This window comes from Streptomyces sp. NBC_01618, from assembly GCF_045209435.1.
Taxonomy (GTDB): Bacteria; Actinomycetota; Actinomycetes; order Streptomycetales; family Streptomycetaceae; genus Streptomyces.
The window spans coordinates 3,753,142-3,775,136 of record NZ_CP109297.1 but is presented as its reverse complement, the minus strand read 5'-3'; the positions used below and the strand labels follow the sequence as shown (position 1 = coordinate 3,775,136).

The 21,995-nt window shown below is 69.8% G+C and carries 15 protein-coding genes and 3 pseudogenes; 9 read left to right on the top strand and 9 right to left on the bottom strand.

Annotation, left to right across the window (positions count from 1 at the left end; genetic code table 11):
• Positions 1–19: 19 nt before the first annotated feature.
• From OH735_RS17640 to metG, 4 genes are all read left to right on the top strand, one after another.
• Positions 20–328, top strand: coding sequence for a trypco2 family protein (locus OH735_RS17640; RefSeq protein ID WP_406382488.1), 309 nt, complete (start codon positions 20–22; stop codon positions 326–328).
• Between the two features lie 78 nt (positions 329–406).
• Positions 407–4,468 carry a tetratricopeptide repeat protein gene (locus tag OH735_RS17635; protein WP_406382487.1) on the top strand — a complete coding sequence of 1,354 codons (4,062 nt, stop codon included), beginning with the start codon at positions 407–409 and terminating at the stop codon, positions 4,466–4,468.
• A gap of 88 nt (positions 4,469–4,556) precedes the next feature.
• Positions 4,557–5,015, top strand: coding sequence for a DUF4913 domain-containing protein (locus tag OH735_RS17630; RefSeq protein ID WP_406382486.1), 459 nt, complete (start codon positions 4,557–4,559; stop codon positions 5,013–5,015).
• Between the two features lie 42 nt (positions 5,016–5,057).
• Positions 5,058–6,662: a methionine--tRNA ligase gene (gene metG / locus OH735_RS17625; protein WP_406382485.1), complete on the top strand. Its 1,605-nt coding sequence runs from the start codon at positions 5,058–5,060 to the stop codon at positions 6,660–6,662.
• Between the two features lie 158 nt (positions 6,663–6,820).
• Here the strand turns inward: metG and OH735_RS17620 are convergent, their stop codons facing one another.
• The 3 genes from OH735_RS17620 to OH735_RS17610 all read right to left on the bottom strand — a co-directional run bounded on the left by OH735_RS17620 (position 6,821) and on the right by OH735_RS17610 (position 8,439).
• On the bottom strand, positions 6,821–7,444 hold the full coding sequence (locus OH735_RS17620; RefSeq protein ID WP_406382484.1) for a glyoxalase: 624 nt from the start codon (positions 7,442–7,444) through the stop codon (positions 6,821–6,823).
• A 10-nt stretch (positions 7,445–7,454) separates the two neighbouring features.
• Positions 7,455–7,895 (bottom strand): helix-turn-helix transcriptional regulator, encoded by a 441-nt coding sequence (locus OH735_RS17615; RefSeq protein WP_406382483.1) that lies wholly within the window; start codon positions 7,893–7,895, stop codon positions 7,455–7,457.
• A gap of 133 nt (positions 7,896–8,028) precedes the next feature.
• Positions 8,029–8,439, bottom strand: a complete 411-nt coding sequence (locus OH735_RS17610) for a VOC family protein (protein WP_406382482.1) — start codon at positions 8,437–8,439, stop codon at positions 8,029–8,031.
• Between the two features lie 528 nt (positions 8,440–8,967).
• On the opposite strand from OH735_RS17610, the gene OH735_RS17605 reads away from it, so the two are divergent.
• Positions 8,968–10,098, top strand: coding sequence for a site-2 protease family protein (locus OH735_RS17605; protein WP_406382481.1), 1,131 nt, complete (start codon positions 8,968–8,970; stop codon positions 10,096–10,098).
• Positions 10,099–10,124: 26 nt separating this feature from the next.
• Positions 10,125–10,253, top strand: a pseudogene (locus OH735_RS17600) (CorA family divalent cation transporter); the annotation flags it as partial.
• Positions 10,254–10,284: 31 nt separating this feature from the next.
• On the opposite strand, the gene OH735_RS17595 reads toward OH735_RS17600, so the two are convergent.
• Positions 10,285–14,904, bottom strand: coding sequence for an HAD-IC family P-type ATPase (locus OH735_RS17595; protein WP_406382480.1), 4,620 nt, complete (start codon positions 14,902–14,904; stop codon positions 10,285–10,287).
• A gap of 70 nt (positions 14,905–14,974) precedes the next feature.
• Positions 14,975–15,481, bottom strand: coding sequence for a hypothetical protein (locus OH735_RS17590; protein WP_406382479.1), 507 nt, complete (start codon positions 15,479–15,481; stop codon positions 14,975–14,977).
• Between the two features lie 371 nt (positions 15,482–15,852).
• Here OH735_RS17590 and OH735_RS17585 point away from each other — a divergent pair, with 371 nt between their 5' ends.
• The 3 genes from OH735_RS17585 to OH735_RS17575 all read left to right on the top strand — a co-directional run bounded on the left by OH735_RS17585 (position 15,853) and on the right by OH735_RS17575 (position 18,882).
• Positions 15,853–16,170, top strand: a complete 318-nt coding sequence (locus tag OH735_RS17585; RefSeq protein WP_406382478.1) for a hypothetical protein — start codon at positions 15,853–15,855, stop codon at positions 16,168–16,170.
• 810 nt (positions 16,171–16,980) lie between these two features.
• The gene (locus tag OH735_RS17580; protein ID WP_406382477.1) at positions 16,981–17,580 is read left to right on the top strand and encodes a hypothetical protein; all 600 of its coding nucleotides are present in this window, start codon (positions 16,981–16,983) and stop codon (positions 17,578–17,580) included.
• A 660-nt stretch (positions 17,581–18,240) separates the two neighbouring features.
• Positions 18,241–18,882, top strand: a complete 642-nt coding sequence (locus OH735_RS17575) for an SMI1/KNR4 family protein (protein WP_406382476.1) — start codon at positions 18,241–18,243, stop codon at positions 18,880–18,882.
• Positions 18,883–19,086: 204 nt separating this feature from the next.
• Here the strand turns inward: OH735_RS17575 and OH735_RS17570 are convergent.
• The 4 genes and pseudogenes from OH735_RS17570 to OH735_RS17555 all read right to left on the bottom strand — a co-directional run.
• Positions 19,087–20,004, bottom strand: a pseudogene (locus OH735_RS17570) (ISAs1 family transposase); the annotation flags it as partial.
• Positions 20,005–20,170: 166 nt separating this feature from the next.
• Positions 20,171–20,593: a YjbQ family protein gene (locus OH735_RS17565; RefSeq protein WP_406382475.1), complete on the bottom strand. Its 423-nt coding sequence runs from the start codon at positions 20,591–20,593 to the stop codon at positions 20,171–20,173.
• 265 nt (positions 20,594–20,858) lie between these two features.
• Positions 20,859–21,131 carry a hypothetical protein gene (locus tag OH735_RS17560; protein ID WP_398628213.1) on the bottom strand — a complete coding sequence of 91 codons (273 nt, stop codon included), beginning with the start codon at positions 21,129–21,131 and terminating at the stop codon, positions 20,859–20,861.
• Positions 21,132–21,445: 314 nt separating this feature from the next.
• A pseudogene (locus OH735_RS17555) lies at positions 21,446–21,925 on the bottom strand (DUF5994 family protein); the annotation flags it as partial.
• Between the last annotated feature and the right edge of the window lie 70 nt (positions 21,926–21,995).

Sequence of the window (21,995 nt, the reverse complement as noted above, 5' to 3'; positions counted from 1 at the left end):
ATATGAACGGAGGCGTGCGGTGACCGGTTCCACGGACGGCGACGACTGGCTCGACCTGGCGGACGCCCTCGATCTGCTGCGCTCCCAGGTGGCCGAGTCGCAGCGCAGGGCCCAGCACGCCGAGGTCCGTTTCGGCGTGGAGCAGATCACCGTCGACTTCGAGCTGGAGCTGATGCGGACCCGGGAGGGCGGCGGCGGTCTCCGCTTCGGCGTCGCCGACGCGAAGGCCCGCCAGGAGAGCGGCCGGAGGTCGGTGCAGCGGGTGAGCCTGACGCTGAAACCGGAGCGGCCGGGCGGTGGGGACGTACAGATCGGCGACTGGGAGTAGGCGACTGGGAGTAGGTGACCCGGATTCCGGGCAGGACGCGCCGGGCACGGCGGACGAGACGTACGGGGGTGGGGTGCCGTGGACGAACACCGTGTGGTCCGCATCCATGTCCGCCACCGTGACGGACGTACCCGCACCGGCTCGGGCTATCTGGTCGCACCCCGGCTGGTGCTGACCGCCGCACACCTGCTGGCCGAGGGCGCCGAGCCGATGGTCGCCGTCCCCTCGGACCTCTCCGCGCAGCCGGACGCCCCCACGGCCCCGGGCCCCGCCGCACCCCCGATCCCCGCCGCGCCGTCCGCCACTGACGCTCCGGCCTTCACCGCCACGCCGGCCTGCACCGAGTGGCCGGCCCCGCCCGTATGGTCCCGGCTCGACGACACGGTCGACGCGGCGCTGCTGCACATCACCGCGGCCGCCTGGCGCCCGCCCCCCTGCTCGCACGGGTCCGGGGACTTCCGCATCCAGCGCTGGGGACGGCTGGTCACCGACACCACCGGGCACACCGTCTCCTGCGTCGGCCACCCCCGCATGCAGCGCGACGCCTCCGGCAACGGCGTCGAGCAGCTGTCGGCCACCGTCAACCCGCTGACCGGCAGGGCCAAGGGCCGCTACGAGCTGCTGGGGACGGCCTCCACGTTCGGCGGCCCCGGCGGCGACACGCCGCACGACGGCGTGTCCCCGTGGTCCGGGATGTCGGGCGCCGCGGTGTTCAGCGGCCCCCTGCTGCTCGGCGTTGTCCGGCACGACAGGGGAGCCCGCACCGGCGCCCGGCTCTCCGCCACCCGCAGCCATGAGCTGCTGCGGGACGACGCCTTCGTCCGCACGCTCACCGCCCACACCGGTCTGCGCCCCGAGGCCGAGGCCGCCGACCTGGCCGCCCTGCTCTCGCCCGCGCCCCCGCAGCGCGCCCTCGTCTCCCCCGCGACGCTGCTGCGGGCAGATGTCGAGGCGGTGTCGTTCCGCGGCCGGACGGACCAGCGCGAGGAGCTCCGCGCCTGGTGCGAGGCGCCGGCCCGGCAGCTCGCCGTGCAGGTCCTGGTGGCGCCCGGCGGGCAGGGCAAGACCCGGCTCGCCAGGTGGCTGGTGACCACGATGCGCTCGCTCGGCTGGGCCGCCGGATTCATCCGGAGCGAGCTGCCGGACACCGCCGCGGCGCTGCTCCCGCACATCGGCGGGTTCGCCCGGATCCAGCACCCCGCCCTGTTCGTCGTCGACTACGCCGAGTCCCGGCCGAACCTCATACGGGAGCTGATCCGCCAGTCGCTGGAGTGCGCCCACCCCGTCCGGGTCCTGCTGCTGTCCCGCTCGATCGGCACGTGGAAGACGGAGGCGAGGGACGCCCCCGCCGCAGTGCACGAACTCCTGGACCTTGCCCCGTTCACCCTGCTGCCCGCCCTCGACGACTCGGTCGTCGACCGGGACTCCGCCTTCGTCCAGGCGGCGAAGGACCTGGCGGAACTACTGGGGCAGGTGCCGGACCACCACGGCGTGGACTGGCCGGCGGTGGCCCGCTCGGTGGCTCCGCCGCCCACGGCGGACCGGCCCGTGTTCGAGGCGGCGCTCACCATTCAGATGGGCGCCCTGCTCGCCCTGCTCCGGCACGACCGGGCACAGTCCGCCCCCGCTACCGAGCCGCTGCCGATGGCGCTCCTGAGACACGAGAAGCGTTACTGGGTACGGTCCGCCGCCGCCGTGGGCATCCCGCTTGGAGAGGCCGACCTGTCCCGGGCCGTCACTGCCGCGACCCTGTGCGGCGCGTCCGGCCCGGCGGAGGCGGTGGCCACGGCCGGCCGCATCCCGGGCATCCCGTCCGGTCTGCGCAGCCGCGTCGCCGACTGGCTGCGGGCCCTGTACCCGTCACCGCAGAGCACCCTCTACTGGGGCCAGCTGCACCCTGACCGGATCGCGGAGTACCACGCGAGCCGCACCCTCATCGAAACGGACGGCCTGCTGACCGCGCTGTTCCGGGACGGCTCGCCGGAACAGCAGATCCGTACGCTGGACGTGCTCACCCGGGCGGTGGTCGGCCATGCCAACGCGGGCCGCTCCACCATGGCGGAGCAGCTCCTGTCCCAGCTGAACGGCACCCTCGACGAGGTACGGGTCGCCGCGCCCGTGTTCCGGGCGTGCGCCGCCGCGCTGCCCGACAGCTCCCATGTGCTGGGCCCGCTGGCCCTGCGGATCGCGCGGATGCTCCTGGACCGGTACGCCACCGAGCCCGGCACGCCCGCGACGGTGCTGGCGTGGGCGTACCGCAATCTGGCCACACGCAGCCTCGACATGGCGGACGAGCCGACCGCCCTGGCGGCCGGCAGCAAGGCCGTGGAGCTCTGCCTCGGCCCGGTCGAGGACGAACCGGGCGACCACGAGGCCGATCTGGCCCACGCGCTGTACCTGTACGCGATGACCCTCTCCGACGACGACCTGGAGGGCCAGTTCCGAGCCGCCCATCACGCGCTGCGGCTGCGGCTGCGGCTCGCCGCCCAGGACCCGGCGCCGCACCGGCGAGACCTCATCCAGTCGGAACGCCAGGTGGCCTCCGTCCTGTGGCGGATGGACCGGCGGGAGGAGTCGGACGAGCACACCCGGAGGGCGGGGGAGGAGAGCGAACGGCTGAACGAGGAGCAGCCGGGACGGCATCAGGACCTGCTGGCCTACAGCCTGCGGGATCTGAGCGTCGGGCACTGGCACGACGAGGAGTACGACCAGGCCATCGCCGCCGACGAACAGTCGGTGGCCCTGCTACGGCGGCTGACCGCGACCAACCGTGACGGCTTCGCGACCCGCCTGGCGCACTCGCTGCAGTCCCTCTTCGTCACCTACAACACGGCGGGCCGGCTGGCGGAGGCCATGGCCGTGGCGGACGAGGTCCTGGGCATCCTCGAGCCGCTGGCGGCCGAGCGCCCCGCCGTCCACAAGGCGGCGTTCGCGGAGGTCCTGCACAACCTCAGCTTCGTGCAGGAGGATCTGGGCGACGGGGTTGCGGCGCTGGAGACCGTACGCAGAGCCGCCTCGCTGCGCGAGGAACTGCTCGCCGCGTCACCGCGGCGGCGCCGACGCACCGCGCTGGCCGGCTCCTTCGTCCGCATCGCGTACCTGCTCCGGACCGAGGAGCGATGGGACGAGGCCCTGGACTTCACGTCGCGCGCCCTGGAGCTGCGACGCCTCGTCCCGAACCCGCTCGGTCAGGAACGGGCCCGTACCGCGGACACCCTGTCCGATCTGGGCTGGACCCTTTCGCGGGTCGGCAGGTACCCGGAGGCGATCACGGCCCTGCGCGAATGCGTCGCTCTGCAGCGTGTGCTCGTCCAGGAAGCCGTCGGTGTTCCCAGGAAGCACGACGAACGCGAAGGGGGGCTGATCTACGCCCTCGCCGAACTCGCCCACGCCTACAGCCGGGACGACCGGACCGCGGCCGAGCGCATCCTGCTGCGGGAGGCGTTGGTCCTGCTGCGCCGCAGACACCGGGCGGACCCCGACAACTGGGCCGAATCGCTCGCCCGGTGCCTGAGCCTGCTCGGCGAGGATCCGACGGACGTCCGTCAGGTGATCCCGCTCCTCGAAGAGGCCGTCGACCTGTACGCCGACATGCTCGGCGCCGGGGGCGGCGAGGCTGCGCGTGACGGACTCCTCGCCGCGCTCGCCCGTCTTCGCAACGCCCAGAGCACCGCGGGCCGCCACCGGGCGGCGGTGCGCACGGGGCTGCGTCTGCTGGAGACGGCCGCACGGGCGGAGGCCCGGCCGGCCGCCTACCGTGCCACGGACCACACCCGTCTCGCCTCGGCCTACGCACGGACGGGGGCGTACACCGAGGCGCGGGCCCATTCCCGACGCGCGGTCGCCCTCTGCCGGGCCGCCCTCGCGGAGGGTGCCTGCGGCCTCGGCGATCTGGCCTGGCACCTCCTGGAACAGGCCCAGATCCTGGACCGCGGCGACTTCGGGGGTAACTGGCACGCCACGGCCGCGGCTCTCGTACCGGCTCGCGAGTCGCTCGCGCTCCACCGGTACCTGGCCCGCAGCGACCCCGCCGGGTACACCACGGCGCAGCGGGAGGCGGTCACCGTCGTCGCCGGAATTCTGCTGCGACTGGGCCGCGTCGCCGAGTCCGAAGCCGTCCGGCACCGCCACGCCGCATGAGCCACCCGAAAAACGCCCGCCGAAAAACGCCCGCCGAGAAGTGTCCGCCGAGAAGTGTCCGACGAGAAGTGTCCGACGAGGAGCGCCCATGACCACCGAGAACCCGTACGACTCCTTCGAGGCCGACGAGGTCACCCGTCAGGAACAGCAGCGCAACCTGGTCTTCCCGACCCTCGACGCCTTCGTCACCCAGTACCTCGCACCGCTGCTCCGGGACCGTGACGTCACCGGGGTGGGCGCCTGGTGCCCGAACTGGTGGACGCATCCGGAGGTCATCGCCAGGTTCGGGGCGATGTGGCGCGCCTTCGAATATCTGCGGCACGACACGGGGCTCGGCCTGTCGCACTGGTGGCTGCACCATCTGGACCCGCACATGACCGTGCTGCTGCATCCGGTGACCGGCCCGTTCAGGAACTGCCGCTCGGGTCATGGCGACAGCCCCGACCTCCCGGTCGTGCCTGCCCCGGCGGAGTTGCTGGACATGCCCGCCTTCTCCGCCTACGCCGAGGACCCCTTCGGCCCCGGGTCTGAGGGCGGCCGACCGTAATCGGTGTGAGTGGATCTTCCGCAGGCCGTTAGGATTTCGACCATGGCGGCCACTGGATCCGAGAAGCAGGGGGCGACGGCGTACTACGTCTCGACCCCCATTTACTACGTCAACGACGCTCCTCACCTGGGCCACGCCTACACGACCGTCGCAGGCGACGTGCTCACGCGCTGGCATCGCCAGCGCGGCGAGAAGGTGTGGTACCTCACCGGCACGGACGAGCACGGTCAGAAGATCATGCGCACTGCCGAGGCGAACAACGTCACCCCGCAGGAGTGGTGCGACAAGCTCGTGGAGGAGGCCTGGAAGCCCCTCTGGGAGCACCTGAACATCAGACACGACGACTTCATCCGTACGACGGAGAAGCGGCACACCGACCGGGTGCAGGAGTTCGTGCAGGACCTGTACGACAAGGGCGAGATCTACAAGGGCGGCTACGAGGGCCCGTACTGCGTGGGCTGCGAGGAGTACAAGCTCCCCGGCGACCTCATCGAGGACGAGAACGGCGTCAAGCTGTGCCCGATCCACAAGAAGCCGGTGGAGATCCTCAAGGAGGAGAACTACTTCTTCAAGCTGAGCGCCTACGGCCCGAAGCTGATGGAGTTCTACGCGAACAACCCCGGCTTCATCCAGCCCGAGTCCGCCCGCAACGAGGTCGTGAACTTCGTCAAGCAGGGCCTGCAGGACCTCTCCATCTCCCGCTCGACCTTCGACTGGGGCGTCCCGGTGCCGTGGGACGAGAAGCACGTCATCTACGTGTGGGTCGACGCCCTGCTGAACTACGCCACGGCGGTCGGCTACGGCGCCAACCAGGAGAAGTTCGACGGAACGTTCCCGGCCGACGTGCACCTGGTCGGCAAGGACATCCTGCGCTTCCACGCGGTGATCTGGCCGGCGATGCTGATGGCGCAGGGTCTGCCGCTGCCGGGCCGGGTCGCGGCCAACGGCTGGCTGATGGTCGGCGGCGAGAAGATGTCGAAGTCGAACCTGACCGGCATCAAGCCGCAGGACCTGACCTCGCACTTCGGCGTGGACGCGTACCGCTGGTACTTCCTGCGCGCCATCGCGTTCGGCAGCGACGGCTCGTTCTCCTGGGAGGACTTCTCCGCCCGTTACACCTCCGAGCTCGCCAACGACTACGGCAACCTCGCCTCGCGCGTCGCCGCCATGGTCGGCAAGTACTTCGGCGGGGCACTCCCCGAAGCCACGGCCGCGGGTGACGCCGAGAAGGCGGTCCAGGAGGGGCTGGCGAAGGCCGTCGCGACGGCCGACGAGAAGATCGGCGAGGAGCTGGACTTCCAGGCCGGCATCCTGGCGATCTTCGACTTCGTGAAGCAGGTCAACGGCTACATCACGGAGCAGGAGCCCTGGAAGGTCGCCAAGGACACGTCCCCGGAGGGCCAGGCCCGCCTCGCGACGATCCTGTACACGGCCGCCGAGTCGCTGCGCGGCGTCGCGGTCCTGCTGAACGCCGTGATGCCGGAGACCTCGCAGAAGCTCTGGGACTCCCTCGGCGCCGAGGCGTCCCTGGGCGCGCTGTCCGACCAGCGCGTACAGGACGCGGGCACCTGGGGCCGGCTCCCGGTGGGCGCGACGGTGACGAAGGGCGCGGTGCTGTTCCCCCGCCTGGAGGAGAAGCCGGCCTAAGCACGTACGCACGACGAGGATCCAGGATCCGGACAAGCGCTCGGCCGGGGTTTCCCGGCCGAGCGTTCTGCGGTCGAGGCACAGGACCAGACCCCGCTGTGCACAGGGGCCTGTTGGGCTGCCGACCTGGGCCGACCTGGGCGGACAACAACGCCGGATCAGGGTATGGGCGCCACCGACGCGGCTTCCCAGGCAAACCCGTCCGGGTCGGTGAAGGACCCGGCATCGTTGCCCAGCACGAGCCGGTGCGAGCCGCTGCCGTCGATGGGGACGCCGAGGTCCTTGGCCAGGGCGCGGCGCCCGTACAGCGCCAGCTTGACGGAACTCGCCGGCGAGGCGAACTCGACGTACTTGCGGCCGAAGCTCTTCGCCACGGTGAGGCCGCGTTCGACGTAGAACTGCTTGCTGGCGGCCACGTCCGTGGCCCCCAGCAGAAGCACGGTCTGCTCGATCTGCCCGGTGGCCGGGCCGGTGTCCTTCTTCGCGGAGGTCGCGACTTTCCAGATCGTCCCGTCCGGAGCCTGTACGACACCGCCGTAGCCCCAGAACGACTTCGAGACGGGCTTCAGCGGCGTGGCACCGGCGTCGAGGGCGGCATCGATGAAGCCGCGGACGTCGGCCGGCCGGGACACCGTGAGCGACAGCGCGAACCCACGGAACCCGGTCGTCGGCGCCTGCGAGGCTCGCAGGCGCACCTGGGCCCCCGAACCGAAGGCGGTGTAGAAGCGGTCGGCGGCCGTGGGATCGGCCACCTCAAGGGTGACGGACTCGAAGGAGGTCATGACGATCACGCTAGTTACGGCTGGTCGCCGGCGCTTCTCGATTCCTGACCGGTCTGGTCACCTGTTTCGCCACACACGACGGCATCCCCGCCGCACCGCCCGCCTCCCGGCGCCGGTAGACGCTCGGAGACACACCGACCAGCTCGGTGAAGCGGCTGCTGAAGGTGCCCAGCGACGAGCAGCCGACCGCGAAACAGACCTCGGTGACGCTGAGGTCGCCACGGCGCAGGAGCGCCATCGCGCGCTCGATGCGCCGCGTCATCAGGTAGGCGTACGGCGACTCGCCGTACGCCAGCCGGAACTGGCGACTGAGGTGTCCGGCCGACATGTTCGCGCCGCGGGCGAGCGCCTCGACGTCCAACGGCTGCTCGTACTCCCGGTCGATCCGATCGCGCACCCGGCGCAGCCGCGCGAGGTCGCTCAGGCGCTGCGCCGCGGTAAGTGCGCTCATCCAGGCAGGATGACACACGAGGGAACTCCCTTCACCGATGTTCGTGAGCACGTGGGTTGCCCCCCGAGGCAGGCGGCGCGGTGGTCGTGGCGCCTGCCTCGGGAGGCCGGACCGACGACGACGGCCGAACGCCTCAGCGAACCTCTTGGATACGGACCAGGTTGCCCGCGGGATCGCGGAAGGCGCAGTCGCGGACGCCGTACGGCTGCTCGGTCGGCTCCTGGACGACCTCGGCGTCGCCGGCCTGCACCTTCTCGAACGTGCCGTCGAGGTCCCGGGTGGCCAGCAGGATCCAGCCGTAGGTGCCCTTGGCCATCATCTCGACGATGGTGCGCCGCTCGTCCTCGGTGACCCCGGGGTCGGCGGCCGGTGGCGCCAGGAGGATGGAGGTGCCGGGCTGGCCGACGGGGCCGACCGTGATCCAGCGCATCCTGCCCTGCCCGACGTCGGTGCGGATCTCGAAGCCGAGGGTGTCGCGGTAGAAGGCCACGGCGGCGTCCGGGTCGTCGTGCGGGAGGATGGTCGTGTGAATGGTGAGGTCCATGACCATCACGCTAGTTGCGGTCCGGTGACCGATGCTTCTCGATTCCTGACCGGTTCGGCCACCCGCCCCGGACCGGCACAAGACGAACCCGCCCAGATCTGGACAACGCCGAAGCCCACGGCCACCTACGGTGCTGCCACGCCCAGTTGCTCACCGGTTCCCCCCGCTCACTCGTATGCAACTGCCGCACCGGTGTGCCCATCCCTCCCCGGTCACCAACCGACCGGCTCCGAACCGGCCGACCGTCAGCCGACCGTCAGCCGAGCGCACCCAGCAGCCGCCGCCGGGTGCGCAGCGTGCTGCCGGTAGATCCAGCCCGGATCCGGCGCCCTCCACCCGCCGAATCTGCGCAGCGACGCGCTGAACGGAGTCCACGGAACTGAGGAGGGAACGCGTCCTGGGCCCTGGCCGACCGCGGGAGATTCCGAGAGCGACAATTATGAGTGGGTGCCGTGCTGGTCGGTTCATTCAGTCGGGTCGCGAGGTCCTGCCCGGTGGACCGGGTGCCGAGCCCGGCGGGAGACGACGATGAACGGCTCGGTCCGTGTCGGACAAGTTGTCGGGGTACCACTGCGGATGCACTGGAGCGTGCCGCTGCTGGTGGTCCTGTTCGCGTACGGTCTTGGCCGCCAGACCCTCCCCGCATGGACTCCAGGGCGCTCGGATGCGGTTTACACCTTCGCCAGTGCCGTGGGAGCCGTACTGCTCATGGGCAGCCTCCTGCTCCACGAGACGGCACACGCTGCGACTGCCCGCAGGAAGAAGATCGCGGTACAGGATGTGACGCTGTGGGCGCTGGGCGGGATGACCCGGATGGGGCGACCGCCGACGGCCGCGGTGGCTTTCGCAGTGGCCGTCAGCGGGCCGCTCACCAGCCTGGCCATCGGAGGCGCCGCGCTCGGAGCGGGAATCGGGCTGCACGCGATGTCCGGCTGGGCGGTGCCCGCCGCCGTTCTGGTGTGGCTCGGCTGGGCGAACCTGTTCCTGGGCGCGTTCAACCTCCTTCCCGCTGCGCCGCTCGACGGCGGAAGGGTGGTGCAGGCGCTGTTGTGGTGGCGTACCGGAGACCGGGAACGTGCGGATCGGGCGGCCTCCCGAAGTGGGCAGGTCGTGGGCGGGCTGCTGATGGCCTTCGGCTGGATCTCCTTCCTGCGCGGGGCTCCGGGCGGGCTGTGGCTCGTCTTCGTCGGCCTCTTCATCACGGTCGTCGCCGGCGCCGAACGGCAGCGCGCCGTGATCCACACATCACTGCGGGGCGTCAAGGTCGCCGATGCCATGTCCAGCCCGGTGACCACCGGCGCCGACTGGCTCACCATCCGGCATTTCATCGACGAGGTGGCAGTGAACTCCCGCCATTCCGTCGTCCCGCTGCTCGATTTCGAAGGCCGTCCCAGCGGGATCGTATCGATACGCAAGCTTGCCCGGATACCGGGAGCGCGCCGGGAGGCGCTGCGCGTGCGCGAGGTGGCGATCCCGCTGTCACAGTGCGCGGTTGCCGCCCCGAGTGATCTTCTGAGTGAGGCTCTCGACAAGCTCCGCCCGGGTGCCGGCATGCGCATTCTCGTCGTGGACGGGAACCATCTGGTGGGGATCGTCACCGCCAAGGACATTTCACGGCTGATCCAGCGGCACACACTGGGGGGCCGAGGGCCCGACTGAGCCCGGGGCCCACAGCGTCGACGGCGATGTGCACCCGGCCCGAAGCGGCAGTCTTCCTGCCGCCGATGCTGATCGCCACTTTCCAGGGCATGAACTTCACCGACATGCCCGAACTCTCCTGGCGGCACGGCTTCCTGGTAACCATGCTGCTGACGCTCGTCACGGCGCTGAATCACCTTCAGGTACTCAGTGGACGAGCCGCACCACGGGACGCACTCGCGAGGCGAGGTCGGCCAGCAGCCGGTCGGCCTGCGGCAGTACGCGGGGCCCGAGGGCGGCGGCACCGACGGCGACGGCCACGCCGGCCCACGCCAGTGGGCCCAGCGGCGTGCACCCGAAGAAATGGCTGATGACCGGCGTCTGGACGAGGGTGATGAGCACGGCGGCGGTGCCGAGGACGGTGGCCAGGACCAGTGGGCTGTGGCGGCGTCCGACGACGGTCTGGGTGAGCTGGGCGCCGACCACACCGCACAGGGCCATCGTGCTGGTACGCCGCGCCGAGCCCGGAGTGAGTCTGCCGAGCAGCCATGCGATGGCCGCGCCGATTCCGGTGATCAGGCCACGATGACGGATCTGGCGGTTCAGTGGCGTGCCGAGGACGGCGAGGCCCACGGGTGCGCCGTCGGCTGCGGTGGGCTCACCGGTGGGTTCCGGATCGTGGGGGGTGACCGCGACCGCCATCGCCGGGAACATGTCGGTGAGCAGGTTGACCAGCAGCAGCTGACGCGTCGACAGTGGCGAGGTACCGGACAGCAAGGTGCCCAGTACGGAGAAGCCGACCTCGCCGGCGTTCCCTCCGAGCAGAATGCTGATCGCGTCGGCCACGCTGCGCCACAGGGCACGGCCCTCGCCGATGGCGTCGATAAGAACCGACAGTTCGTCGTTGGTGATCACGAGGTCCGCCGCGTTGCGCGCGGCGGCCGATCCGCGTGCCGCGATGCCGATCCCGACATCGGCGGCGCGGATGGCGGCGGCGTCGTTGGCGCCGTCCCCGACCATGCCCACGACGCGTCCCGCCTCCCGGAGCGCCTCGACCACCTGCAGCTTCTGCTCGGGTGCGACGCGAGCCACGACACCGCAGTCCCGGAGCAGGCATGCCCGTCCCGCCCGGTCGAGTGCGGCCAGCTCGTCGCCCGTGACGACCGTGACATCCGATGGCCAGCCCAGAGCCACCGCGACGGAACGGGCGGTCTGAGGGTGGTCGCCGGTGAGCATGACGGGTCGTACGCCGATCTCGCCGAGACCGGCCACGAGCGGGGCCGAACTGGCGCGAGGGCTGTCGGCAAGTGCCACGAACCCGATGAGCTCCAGCAGTTCAAGGGGCTTGTCCAGGGCCTCCGCCGCCTCGTCCGCCGCAAGGCGGCGCTGGGCGACGGCCAGCAGCCGCAGGCCCTGGGCGGCAAGAGCATGTGCCGTGTCGACGGTTGCCGGATCCGCATCGAGGCAGCACGGCAGCATGACTTCAGGCGCCCCCTTGACGACCATCATGTCCTCGCCGTCGGCGTCCCGTCCGATGGCTGCCGCGTAGCCCCGGCTCGCCTCGAAGGGCTGGGTCCGCACGGTAATCCACCCGGTCTCGCGCGGGGCGGCTACCAGGACGGCCTCGTCGGTGGCGTGGGCGTGGACGCCCGGCTGCTCGGCGACGCGGGGGCAGGCTCGGGCGGCGACGCGAAGGATCTGTTCCGCTTCGGGGCCGGACGCCGGGTGCTCGGCGCCGGCGGCAGTGACCAGGCGGACGACCCGCAGCCGGTTCTCGGTGAGGGTCCCGGTCTTGTCGAAGCACATGGTGTCCACGCGTCCCAGGGCCTCCAGGCTGCGCGGCGTGCGGACCAGGACACCCAGCCTGCTGAGCCGCCGTGCCGCGGCCATCTGCGCCACCGTCGCCACCAAGGGCATGCCTTCGGGGACGGCGGCCACCGCGACTGCCAGCCCGCCCTGGAGCGCGGTGCGCACCGGGCGGCCGCGCAGCAGGGAGAGCCCGGCCACCGCGGCGCCGCCGGCGAGGGTGAGGGGCAGGACCCGGCGGGTCAGCTGGTGCAGTCGTGCCTGGACCCCTGCCGAGGTGGGGACCCGGGTGGCGAGAGACGCCGCGCGGCCGGCTTCGGTCTGGTCGCCGGTGCCCACCACCACGGCACGGGCGCGACCGGCCACCACAGTGGTGCCCTCGAACGCCATGGAACTGCGGTCGGCGACGGACGCCTCCGGTACGGCGGCCACTTGTTTGCGGGCGGGCAGTGACTCGCCGGTCAACGAGGACTCGTCGACCTCGAAGCCGTTGACCTCCAGCAGGCGCACGTCGGCCGGCACGACGTCGTTGGTGCGCAGCTCGATCACCTCGCCGGGCGTCAGTCGTTCGGCCTCGACGACGGACGCCTCATCTGCTGACACGTCGGGCAGGCGTCGGGCTGTTCGCCGTTGCCCTGTGACGAGCTCGGACAGCGCCTGCTCCGCGCGCAGCCGCTGTACTCCGCCGACCACGGCGTTCCCCGCGACGGCGCCGACGACGAGGAACGCGTCCACGGCGGATCCCAGCAGTGCGGACGCGGTGGCACCGATCAGCAGGATGGGGGTGAACGGATCGTCGAGTTCGGCCCACGTGGCGCCTGCCAGACGTGCGCCGAGCCGAGCCGGCGCGAAGGCCGGGTGAGTAACTGCGGCGCCCACGACGTGGTCGGCCCGGGTCCGCACCGCCGCCCATGCGGTGGGCGCGGCTCGCGGCGCCGTCGCCAGCCGGGCCATGACCTCCTGCGGATGCAGGGCGTGCCAAGGCACCCGCGGCCTGGGGTGCGGGGGCGTACCGGCGGCAGCACCCAGCGCGGCGCACCAGCCCGACACCAGAGCCGCGGCGGTGGCAATGTTGACCGGGCTGATCCGTAGTTCGAGGGGGAAGGGGACCCGTTGCGTCCGGGTCCCGCGGGTGAGCACCAGGAGCTCGGAGAGCGTGGCGCCCGCCTCGGCGAGGAACTTGGCTCGTCGGCTCACCGCCCGTGCTGCGGGCACGGCGGACAGCAACCGCCACGTACCCTCCAGCCCGCGCAGGGGCAGAATGTCCGCATCCCAGACGACAGCGCTGCGCTCGTCGGCGACGGCGACGGCGATGTCACTGCGGAGCAGCCCTTTGAGTACGTCGCGGGCGGCAGCGGGCAACGACCTTTCCGCTGCCGCTCGGTCGGCCGGCACGCGCGCCACCGTGAGGACCGTCCGCCCGTCGCTCTGCAGACCGGCCACCACCTCGGCCAACGAGAGCTCGACAGGTGCGAGTTGGTCGGCCAGGGTCCCGAACTCGCCGAGCGAGTGGTCGTCCAGTACAACAACGTGCAGGCTGGCCCGGCGCGCCGCGTCCAACACGGCCTCGGCCATCGGGTCTACCTCCCGGCCGACGAGGACGGTGCCGACATCCGTGCCGCGTACCGACGCGATCATCAGTCCCGTGTCCGGCAGTCCCGTGTCCGAAAGTCCTGTGCTCGACGCCATCTCGTCGGGCACCGGTCGCAGGCCGAGTCTCGGCTCCCCGGACGGCATTGCCCAGTCCCCGGGCGCACTCAGGGCTGCGGTGGACTCCCGCCACAGTCGGCGGTGATCCCAGCCGGTCATGCTGGGATGGACCTCGAGCACGGTGCGCCGAGTGCTGCGCAGCGCTTCAGGATGCAGGACCACGGTGTCCACAAGCTCCAGTCTCCGCAGCCGCTCCGGGCTGCGGACCAGCACGTCCTCGCGAGCCAGGGCACTGCCGAGCGCCGCAGTGAAGGCTGCTGGACCGTAGCGCGCAGCTTTGGGTGAACCGGCCAATACGGTCTCGGCCGCCCCATCGAGGTTGCGGGTGAACAGGAGCGTGGTGATGGCGCCGCCCAGCATCCCGTTGATCGCGGCGTCGGCATACTCCTCGCCGGGGCACGAACGCAGCGGCGGACGTACGACATCGTCTCCGGCCACGGTCAGCCTGTCCGGGACGCACAGCGTGTCGTGCAGGGCGTCGAACGTCGCGAGCTGGGCAACCGACTCCACCAACTGGGCGCTCCGCAATGCCGCGTCGAGCAGGAGCGGACTCGGCGACTGCCCGATCCCACAGACAGCCGCATGGGCCACGGCGAGCACCAGATCGGCCTGGTCCGAGCCCAGCGCGCGGCTCAGCACTCTCCGTACCCGGGAGTCCTCGCGCATCACGACGACCGCGGCCACGACCACCTCCGGCACGGGCTTCAGAAAGGCCGTCCTTGCCGCGAGGGCAGTGGCGATGCCCGCCGCGTCGCACGCCACGGCGACGGCATTGGCGCGCACGCCCCCGGCTGCGCCCGGGTGCGTGTGTTCCAGTGTCTGGTCGGCGACGTGCACCAGCCCGTGTTCGGCGGCAAGTTCGGACACCCGGTCCACCAACTGCTCTTCGACCGCAGCCTCGGTGGTCTGCATGACCAGACGCCCCAGGCCGTCGTCCCAGTAGGCGATCAGCACATCAGGGTGCTCGGCCAGCTCGACGGCCACCTTCTCGGAGGCGGCTTTGAGCCGCTCCATGGTGGATTCCTGCGCGTCCGGATGCTGCCGCAGTGCGAGGTGCATGCGGGACCCGGCACGCCAGTAACCGACCTGAGGGGTCACGGCGTTGCGAGCGACCCTGCCGACCCGCAGTGCGGTCGCCGACACCGCCGACGCGCCGCTTGCAACGCCACGCGCACCGGCGCTCACAAGCTCAGCGACCATCCGCGCCGTGTCGGTGGTCGGCGGGACGATCCGACGTGTGGCCTCGACGGGGGCAGCCAAGGCGTTCTGGAGGACCACGGCGGGCAGCCCGGTCAGCAAGCGGAGCAGCATGTCTCACCTTCGCGGGCTTGCCGCACGGGCTGGGGACAAAACGGTCGTCAGAGCGGGTGGAAGGCCGGCGTCAAGGCTTCTTCCGCCCGCCTGCCTTGGTGCGCGAGGTGCTCGTGGCGGCGCGTTTGGACGAGCGGGCCTTCGCCGTGCCCGAGGGGCTCGTCGACTTGGGCGCGCGGGTTTTCGCCGTCCCCGACGTGGCCTTGCCCGGACGGGTCTTCGCCTTCCCGGTGGCGGTCGACGCCTTGGCCGACTTGCCGGCGCGCTTCGCCTGCGACCCTTCGGTGCGAGCCTCGTCGGCTGCCTGCGCCGCCGCGGCATCCTTGGGACGCGGCTGCGTGAGCCACACCACGGCGGCGCCCGCCGCGGCCACTGGCCACTCGACCACACCGGCCACGCCGAGCAGCCCGGCACCGGTGTACGCCGCGACACGCCGTGCGTGCGGCGAGACGATCCCGACGGAGTCCAGAACACCGTCGAAGATCACCTTGGCCCTCTCGGCGCCAGGGACCTTCTCCACTGCCGTCGTCACCATCTGCACGGGGTGCGCCAGCGTCTCCTGGACGGGATGCCGCACCTTTGTGTCCCCTGAGCCATGCGCATGGGAACTGCCAGTCATGGTCGCTCTCCCTCTGTAGGGCAGGTGAGGCATGCAAGAGAGGTCGTGACGCATCTCACCTTTCCGACAACCTTGACCAGATCCGGCAACTTCGGCAAGTCTGGATATGTCCATTGCCGCCGAATGATGTAGTCGGCGGTGACGTCCTTTGCGCGCTGAATCTCTCCCGCCGAGACAAGTCGGGGGAGATCAACGTCCCGGTTCGGCTCGCGGTCCCAGCAGAGGACACTGCGGACCGCTTACCGACACCCCGCGCGTGTCCCGGCCGTGAGGAGGTGACGCCGTGCGGACCGCAGCCGTCAAGTCCTACTTCCTGTGGAGGCCGCTTCATGCGCATCGAGCTCACCTGGCCACGCCCCGACACAGACGACCGGACCCTGACCCTCGCGCTCCCGGACCTGCCCGCCCTGCGGCACGCGAGCCGACTGTGGCCCCCTGCCGTCCTTCTGCGCGCCGTCTCGTACGCAGAGCCCGTGGTTGCAGCCACAGCCATCGCTGTCGGCGCCGGCCCGCTCACCCGGGCCGCGCTGCCGTACGTCCTCCGGTTTGCCCGGCAGGCACTGGACACCGGCGAACCCGCCGCCCTCGCGAGCCCCATACCCCATGGATCGTCGTCCTCGTCGACTCCTCGGCCGCCTGCGCCCTGAGCGACGTCCGCGGAGCGGCCGTACGGGCCGAGTCGCGGCAAACGAGCCGGAGATTGTCCGCCGAGGACGCGCGCCCCACCCGGCCCGGCGCCCCCTAGCACCCGGCCGAGCTGGTCCGCTGACCGGCGCCGCGAGCGCCACGCCCCTGGGTAGCGTCCGGCGCGCGCAGCGGCCGGAGCTACTTCGTCCCGACTCGGGAAGTCGGGACGCCGTGCCGGCCGGGCATGTCGAAGTGGTGCCGCGCGGCCGCCGTCCTCCTCGTACCAACTGCTGTGGGCAGTTCGCCAGGACGGTCCACTCCGGGCATGTGTGCCTTCGGACCGCGAATGCGCACACATGGGAGGAGTCCGAGTGATCCACGTCATGGAAACGTGTCTCGCGATCCGAACCGTCTGTCCCCCACGTGGTTCATATGGTGCGCCGCAGGGGCTCCGGCCAGGGCATTCGCGCAACCCAGGGTCATGTGGCATTCGTCATAGCGAAAGCGCGGGCAGTGAAAGCAACTGCACCATTTCGTCTTTTCTTTCTGTCCCGGTGTTGTGGTGTTGGCGCCATCTGTCTGCTTGTTTCCATTCGGCTAACTTTGCTCGCATTCCACATCAGGACTGACTTGATTGCCGAAAAGATCGTTGAAGCGAGTAGGTAACCTCTTGAATCTCGCAGCATTTCTCTAAGCTTGCCGCGTTTCGCAGGTGACATGGGCGGATTCTTCCACTGTTCTCCCGGGAGAAAATAAACGGGAACTGAGTGATCGTTTTCGTGGTAGAGTTTCAGTGAATTCACAGGACGCCACGAAAAAAGGGGAATGGCGTGAATACCGAGAAGGTTACGGCTCGACGTCTTACGGCCGAAGAGGTTTCGGAGTTGGGTCTCCAGGACGGAATCTTCGTCTCGGCAGAGATGGATGGCCTTCCTCTCGACTGCTACGCCCCGGCTTTCCTTACGGAGCCGGGTAAGAAATTTGAAGGAGGGTCCTTCATTGCGAGGACGACCTTCGGTGAGGAAATTCGTGTCCTCCCGGATAATGCTGAAGAAAGTGGGATCTGGATTTCCGACAAGGCTGGGGAGGAAATCGAGGTTCTTCAGAGTGCTGGCGTCCTCCTGAATCTCGCCCTCTTCGTACCCAACGGGAGCAAGGAATCTCTGGAGTCGCTCTACTCCGCCGCCCGGGACGCCTTCGGCGCGGGGATCGTTCAGCGCTGGAGCGAGGAAGTCGTCGCGGTGCCGGATGTCAAGGTCGACCTGTTCGAGGAGCCGGCCCGGGGGCGGAAGAACGCGAGCAGCCAGAACCGTGACCGCCGCGCCTTGGACATCTACCCGACCCGAGTGCGATTCCTGGAGCCCAGCGATGGCTGGAGGTTCATTGTCGAACCACACAAGGAGGTCGTCGATGACACACCGACGATCTGACCTGATGGCAGGTTAGCCTCGGTCTTTCGCGGGAGCCCGTCAGCTTGCTGACGGGCTCTTCTTCGTTTGCCGGGGCGTGTGGGCAGGCCGCTGGCCGTCGGCGTCGGTGAAGCGCGACTGGGCGCCGCGCCGCCCGTTCTGCCGGCCCACCCGGGCGCAGATTGCCCGCACCGCGTATGTGACGCAGACCATTTGAAGTGGATCTCGAGATATGGGACTGAACGGCGGGGCTCTCGCCCTCAGGGGCGCCATGTATGCCATTGGTGCAGGTCGGAAAGGCCCTTATGGCACGCGAATGGCACGCGCCAGGAAAATGGTCTAGACAACAAACAAGGCCCTGGTCTCTGACCAGGGCCTTCATCATGGAGCGGGTGACGAGAATCGAACTCGCGCTCCGAGCTTGGGAATCAACGGTTCTTGGACAGCCAGAGTGGCTCTGGCCTGCATGTTTGGTCGGGGAGTGCGAGGTTGGCGTGGTCTCTGGGAGCCGTGCTTGACCGCTGTTGTCCGCTCCGAAGGGCACGGATGGGGCATGACACTGGCGGATGGGCGGCGCGCGACGCTTGTCGCAGAGGCGGCCCCAGCCGGCTGTATCGGGGTCACGGCCACCGTCTGGTTATGCCCGGAGGTTGTCAGCATCAGGTGACAGGATGCCGTGCCATGACAGCATCGATCAGTGAGTCGTGGACGCGAATCGAGAACTGGCTGGCCGAGCATGCGTCGGCGACCTACGCTGCGCTGGCGCCGCCCGCGGATCCGGCGGAAATCGCCGCGACCGAACGCGTCATCGGCCGGCCGCTCCTCAAGCCCTTGGTGATGTCACTGCTGCGGCACGACGGTCTCCTCGACCAGCAGAGCTCGCTGCTACCTGGGATCTACAGACCGATGAGCGCAAGTCAGATAGCGGCTGATTGGCAACTCTTCACCGACTTCTACGACAAGCGCACGGCGGATGAGAAAGGAGACGAGGTGGACTATGACTTCATGAAGATCGGATTCAGCAACGTCCTGTACGGACATCCGCAGTTGATCCCCATCGCGCGGAACCTCGGCGGGGGTTACCTCGTACTGGACCACCGTCCCGAGATCGACCGGGGGCGGGTCCACGACGCCGAGGCCACGCAAGGCGTTATGCGCGGATCACACGAGATGTGGACATCCCTGCCGGTGCTCATGGAGGCGGTCGCTACGTCTCTCGAGACCAACCAGCCCCTCAACGACAACATGCCCGTAGTGGACGACGAGCAGAGGCTGGGCTGGGACTTCATACCGCTGCGTGACCGGACCCTGTATCGGACATGACGCAGCAGCGGATAGTGAGCTCTGTGTAGCCGACCGCCCCAGCCGCGACGTGTTGTGACCTCGCATGGCAGGTAGACGGTTCCGCCCCCGTTTCTGAGCTTGGCGACCTGCGCGCCCACTGCTCCAGCAGGCGCGAAAGCCTGAGGCCGAGGACGCATGAAGCGGTCGGAGACGGTTCTCAATGATCCACTGCGAACGGGCGATCTTCGCGATGCGCTCGGGGGAGGCTTCTCGGCTGGTCAGGTCCGTGATGACGTAGACCGTCTCGCGGCTGCGCTTGCCGGTCTTGCGCTGGATGCGGTGCCGGACGATCTTCGCGACCTGGACCGCGTGGGGGAAGTCGACGCCCAGCTCACCGATGGTCAGGGCCTTCACGACGCGGGTCTCCAGGCGTCCGTGTGCGTTGGTGTGGTCATAGAACTTCGCACTCGCTTTCTCCCAGGGCAGAGCGGCGAGTTGGCGGTGCAGGTTCTTCTGGTTGCGTTTCACGGTGAAGGCGTAGTGCGCCTTCTTCACCTCGACAAGGAACCGTGCGTGATCGCGCTGGCGGTGCAGGGCATCCGCGGTGACCGTGATGCCGGTCAGGTCGTAGGGCGCCAGCAAGGCGTCGAAGCAGGTGATTTCGTTCGTCTTGCCTGGTACCCGCAGCTGGGTGACGGTCAGGCCGGCGCCGGTGATCGCGGCCAGCAGATGGGCGGCGGGGATTTCGCCGTGGCGCGAGCCGCGGGCGCTCTTGCCGTCTACCGCGAGGGTGTCTGCCCCGGCCGGGTCGTGGCCGAGCAGGTCGGCAAGCCCGCCGGGGCAGGCGGCGTTCAGGACCCGGTGAATGGTTGCCGCACTCGGCGCGATGCGCACGTTAAAGACCGTCGCGGTGCGGGCGCTGAGCCGGGCGAGCGTGTCCTGCGGGGCGTTTTTGGCCCACTGGCCGATCGCGGCGAAGGAACGGGCCCCGGTCAGCACCGCCGAACAGGCCACCAGTAGCGCGCTCACGAACGAGTGACGCTTCCCGCGCCGGTGCCGCGGATCGGCCGGCGTCTGCAGCCGTTCCGTCAGCGGCCCGATCGCCCGGTGCTGACGGGTCGGCGACTTGATCAGGCAGATGCCGGCAGACTGACGGCACATCGAAGCTCCGGGCGGTGCAGGCGACTTGATCGGTCACCGGCATCAACCGGAGCTTCGTTGCGTACGGACCGGGCCGACCACGCATCGTCATGCCAACTGGACGGTCTCGTACGGCACCGGCTGCCGGCAGGGGATTGTCAGCCGCAGGGCCGCGCGGGTCGTGTGGTCAGCTGAGGAAAGACAGTCGGACTTGGCGTTCGGGGCTGTCCCGGTCGGTGTTCACCAGTACGACGGACTGCGAGGTCCCCAGCTCCAGCTCACCGTCGACTACGGGCAATGTGGCGTGTGGTGGGACCAGAGCCGGGAGCATGTGGGCCCTGCCGCGGCCAGGACTGCCGTGGCGTTCTTGCCAGCGGTCGTCCGCGGGAAGAATGTCGCGGAGGGCCGCCAACAGGTCATCGTCACTGCCCGCGCCGGTCTCGATGATGGCCAGGCCGGACGTCGCGTGGAGGGTGAAGATGTTCAGCAGTCCGTTTCGCCCGTGAGCGGCCTCTCGGAGGAACGCGGAGCATGCGTTCGTGAGGTCGTGCAGGGTCTCCGTGGAGCCGGTTGTGATGTTGATCGTGCGGGTGGTGAAGGTGCCAGCCATGGTTCACCGATACCCATTGCGGAGCCCGAGCACTGACGGCCGGATGGGTTGTTCCTCCGGGACTCCGCCGGTAAGGGCACGCGCTCCCGTACCTGGACAGGTCCTCATGCCGTCTCATCCGAGTCCCGCAAGCGAGACCTGGACCGCGACTTCCTCGCCTGCCCGGCCCCAGACGCATCCCTTTGCGTCCAGCCCCCGGCCAACGGCACCTGGAGTATCTGGCACCGCGTAGTCCGGGGAGCTCGGACGTCGCCCGGGCTCCGCGTCAACCGTGCTCTTCCTCTTCAGACTCCATACGTCGAATGCCTTGGTGCGTCAGCGTGATCATGAGCGGCGTATTGCCCGCGGCCCAGTCGACCGTGATCAGGCCCTCGCCGACCAGATAGGTGCAGGCGGCCGCCAGATCCTCTTGCGGGATCGCGAGTTCCTGGAGCAGCTTCGCCCCGGTGATCCCCAGAAGGCGGTTGCCTTCAGTGGCCTCGTACAGAGCCTGCATGATCTTCTCGCGGTACGCCTTCCGGTCGGCTAGTGATGCCATGACTGCCACCTCTGGGGGAAAAGGCGCCGTGCTTATCGCGGCGGAGGGGTGCCGGGATGCCCGGCGAGGAGCCGGTTCTGTCGCAGTTGCTTATCTGAGGCCCGGCTTCCTCGGACCTCGTCCGGATGCGGGCGGTCACGCGCGGCTGACTTGCTGGTCACCAGCCACGGCGCGGCCGTCGCATTGGGCTCGGGCGTGTGCGTGGTGTCCACAGTGATGTGGAGCCGGGTCCCGCCATCGTGGCCGGCGGGGTAGCTGCGCTGTTCGGTCGCGCCGAAGCAATGACGGAGAGCTTCTGCGACCTGACGGGCGACTTCGGGCCACAGCGTCTCCCGCGCGTCACGGGTGGCGTCCTCGCTCGCCATGAGAGCGCCGGCGGTCAGGAGGCCGCCGGGAGTGGCCGCGGCGGACATCAGCCGGGCGGCGGCACCAGCGTCGGTCTCCGGCGGGATCACCAGCAGGTCCCAGCGTCCCGCGGTGTAGGAGAAGAGGATCAGTTTGTTCGGGTTCTGCTCTTCGGCGAACCAGCCCACGTGCACCGTGTGCCCGGTCACCGGCACCCTTCGCGGCACCACGGGCCAGTAGGTCGGGTTCACCGTGACATGAGTGATCCGGCCCCAGTGCGCGTCCAGCGCGTCCGTCAGCGCGGGGAGTTCGCGGGAAAGATCGCGAGACCGAGGCCACCAGGCTCCGTTCAGGAGACCCGGAGGCGATCCTGCCGCACTGAAGGAAAGGCGGGCCTGTGACGAAGGTACGCGCTCGCTGATGATCATCCGGTCGAGGGTCGCGGTCATGACGCGGACCTGTCCCCGGGGCTCCTCTTCGACGTCCCGGTTTTGTTGCTCGCCGAGAACGACACCGGTA

Coding starts and splice junctions, on each gene's coding strand:
- OH735_RS17620 (WP_406382484.1), bottom strand. CDS start 7,444: ATGACCTCCTTCGAGTCCGTCACCCTTGAGGTGGCCGATCCCACGGCC.
- OH735_RS17595 (WP_406382480.1), bottom strand. CDS start 14,904: ATGCTGCTCCGCTTGCTGACCGGGCTGCCCGCCGTGGTCCTCCAGAAC.
- OH735_RS17610 (WP_406382482.1), bottom strand. CDS start 8,439: ATGGACCTCACCATTCACACGACCATCCTCCCGCACGACGACCCGGAC.
- OH735_RS17575 (WP_406382476.1), top strand. CDS start 18,241: ATGACAGCATCGATCAGTGAGTCGTGGACGCGAATCGAGAACTGGCTG.
- OH735_RS17585 (WP_406382478.1), top strand. CDS start 15,853: ATGCGCATCGAGCTCACCTGGCCACGCCCCGACACAGACGACCGGACC.
- metG (WP_406382485.1), top strand. CDS start 5,058: ATGGCGGCCACTGGATCCGAGAAGCAGGGGGCGACGGCGTACTACGTC.
- OH735_RS17630 (WP_406382486.1), top strand. CDS start 4,557: ATGACCACCGAGAACCCGTACGACTCCTTCGAGGCCGACGAGGTCACC.
- OH735_RS17615 (WP_406382483.1), bottom strand. CDS start 7,895: ATGAGCGCACTTACCGCGGCGCAGCGCCTGAGCGACCTCGCGCGGCTG.
- OH735_RS17605 (WP_406382481.1), top strand. CDS start 8,968: ATGAACGGCTCGGTCCGTGTCGGACAAGTTGTCGGGGTACCACTGCGG.
- OH735_RS17560 (WP_398628213.1), bottom strand. CDS start 21,131: ATGGCATCACTAGCCGACCGGAAGGCGTACCGCGAGAAGATCATGCAG.
- OH735_RS17565 (WP_406382475.1), bottom strand. CDS start 20,593: ATGGCTGGCACCTTCACCACCCGCACGATCAACATCACAACCGGCTCC.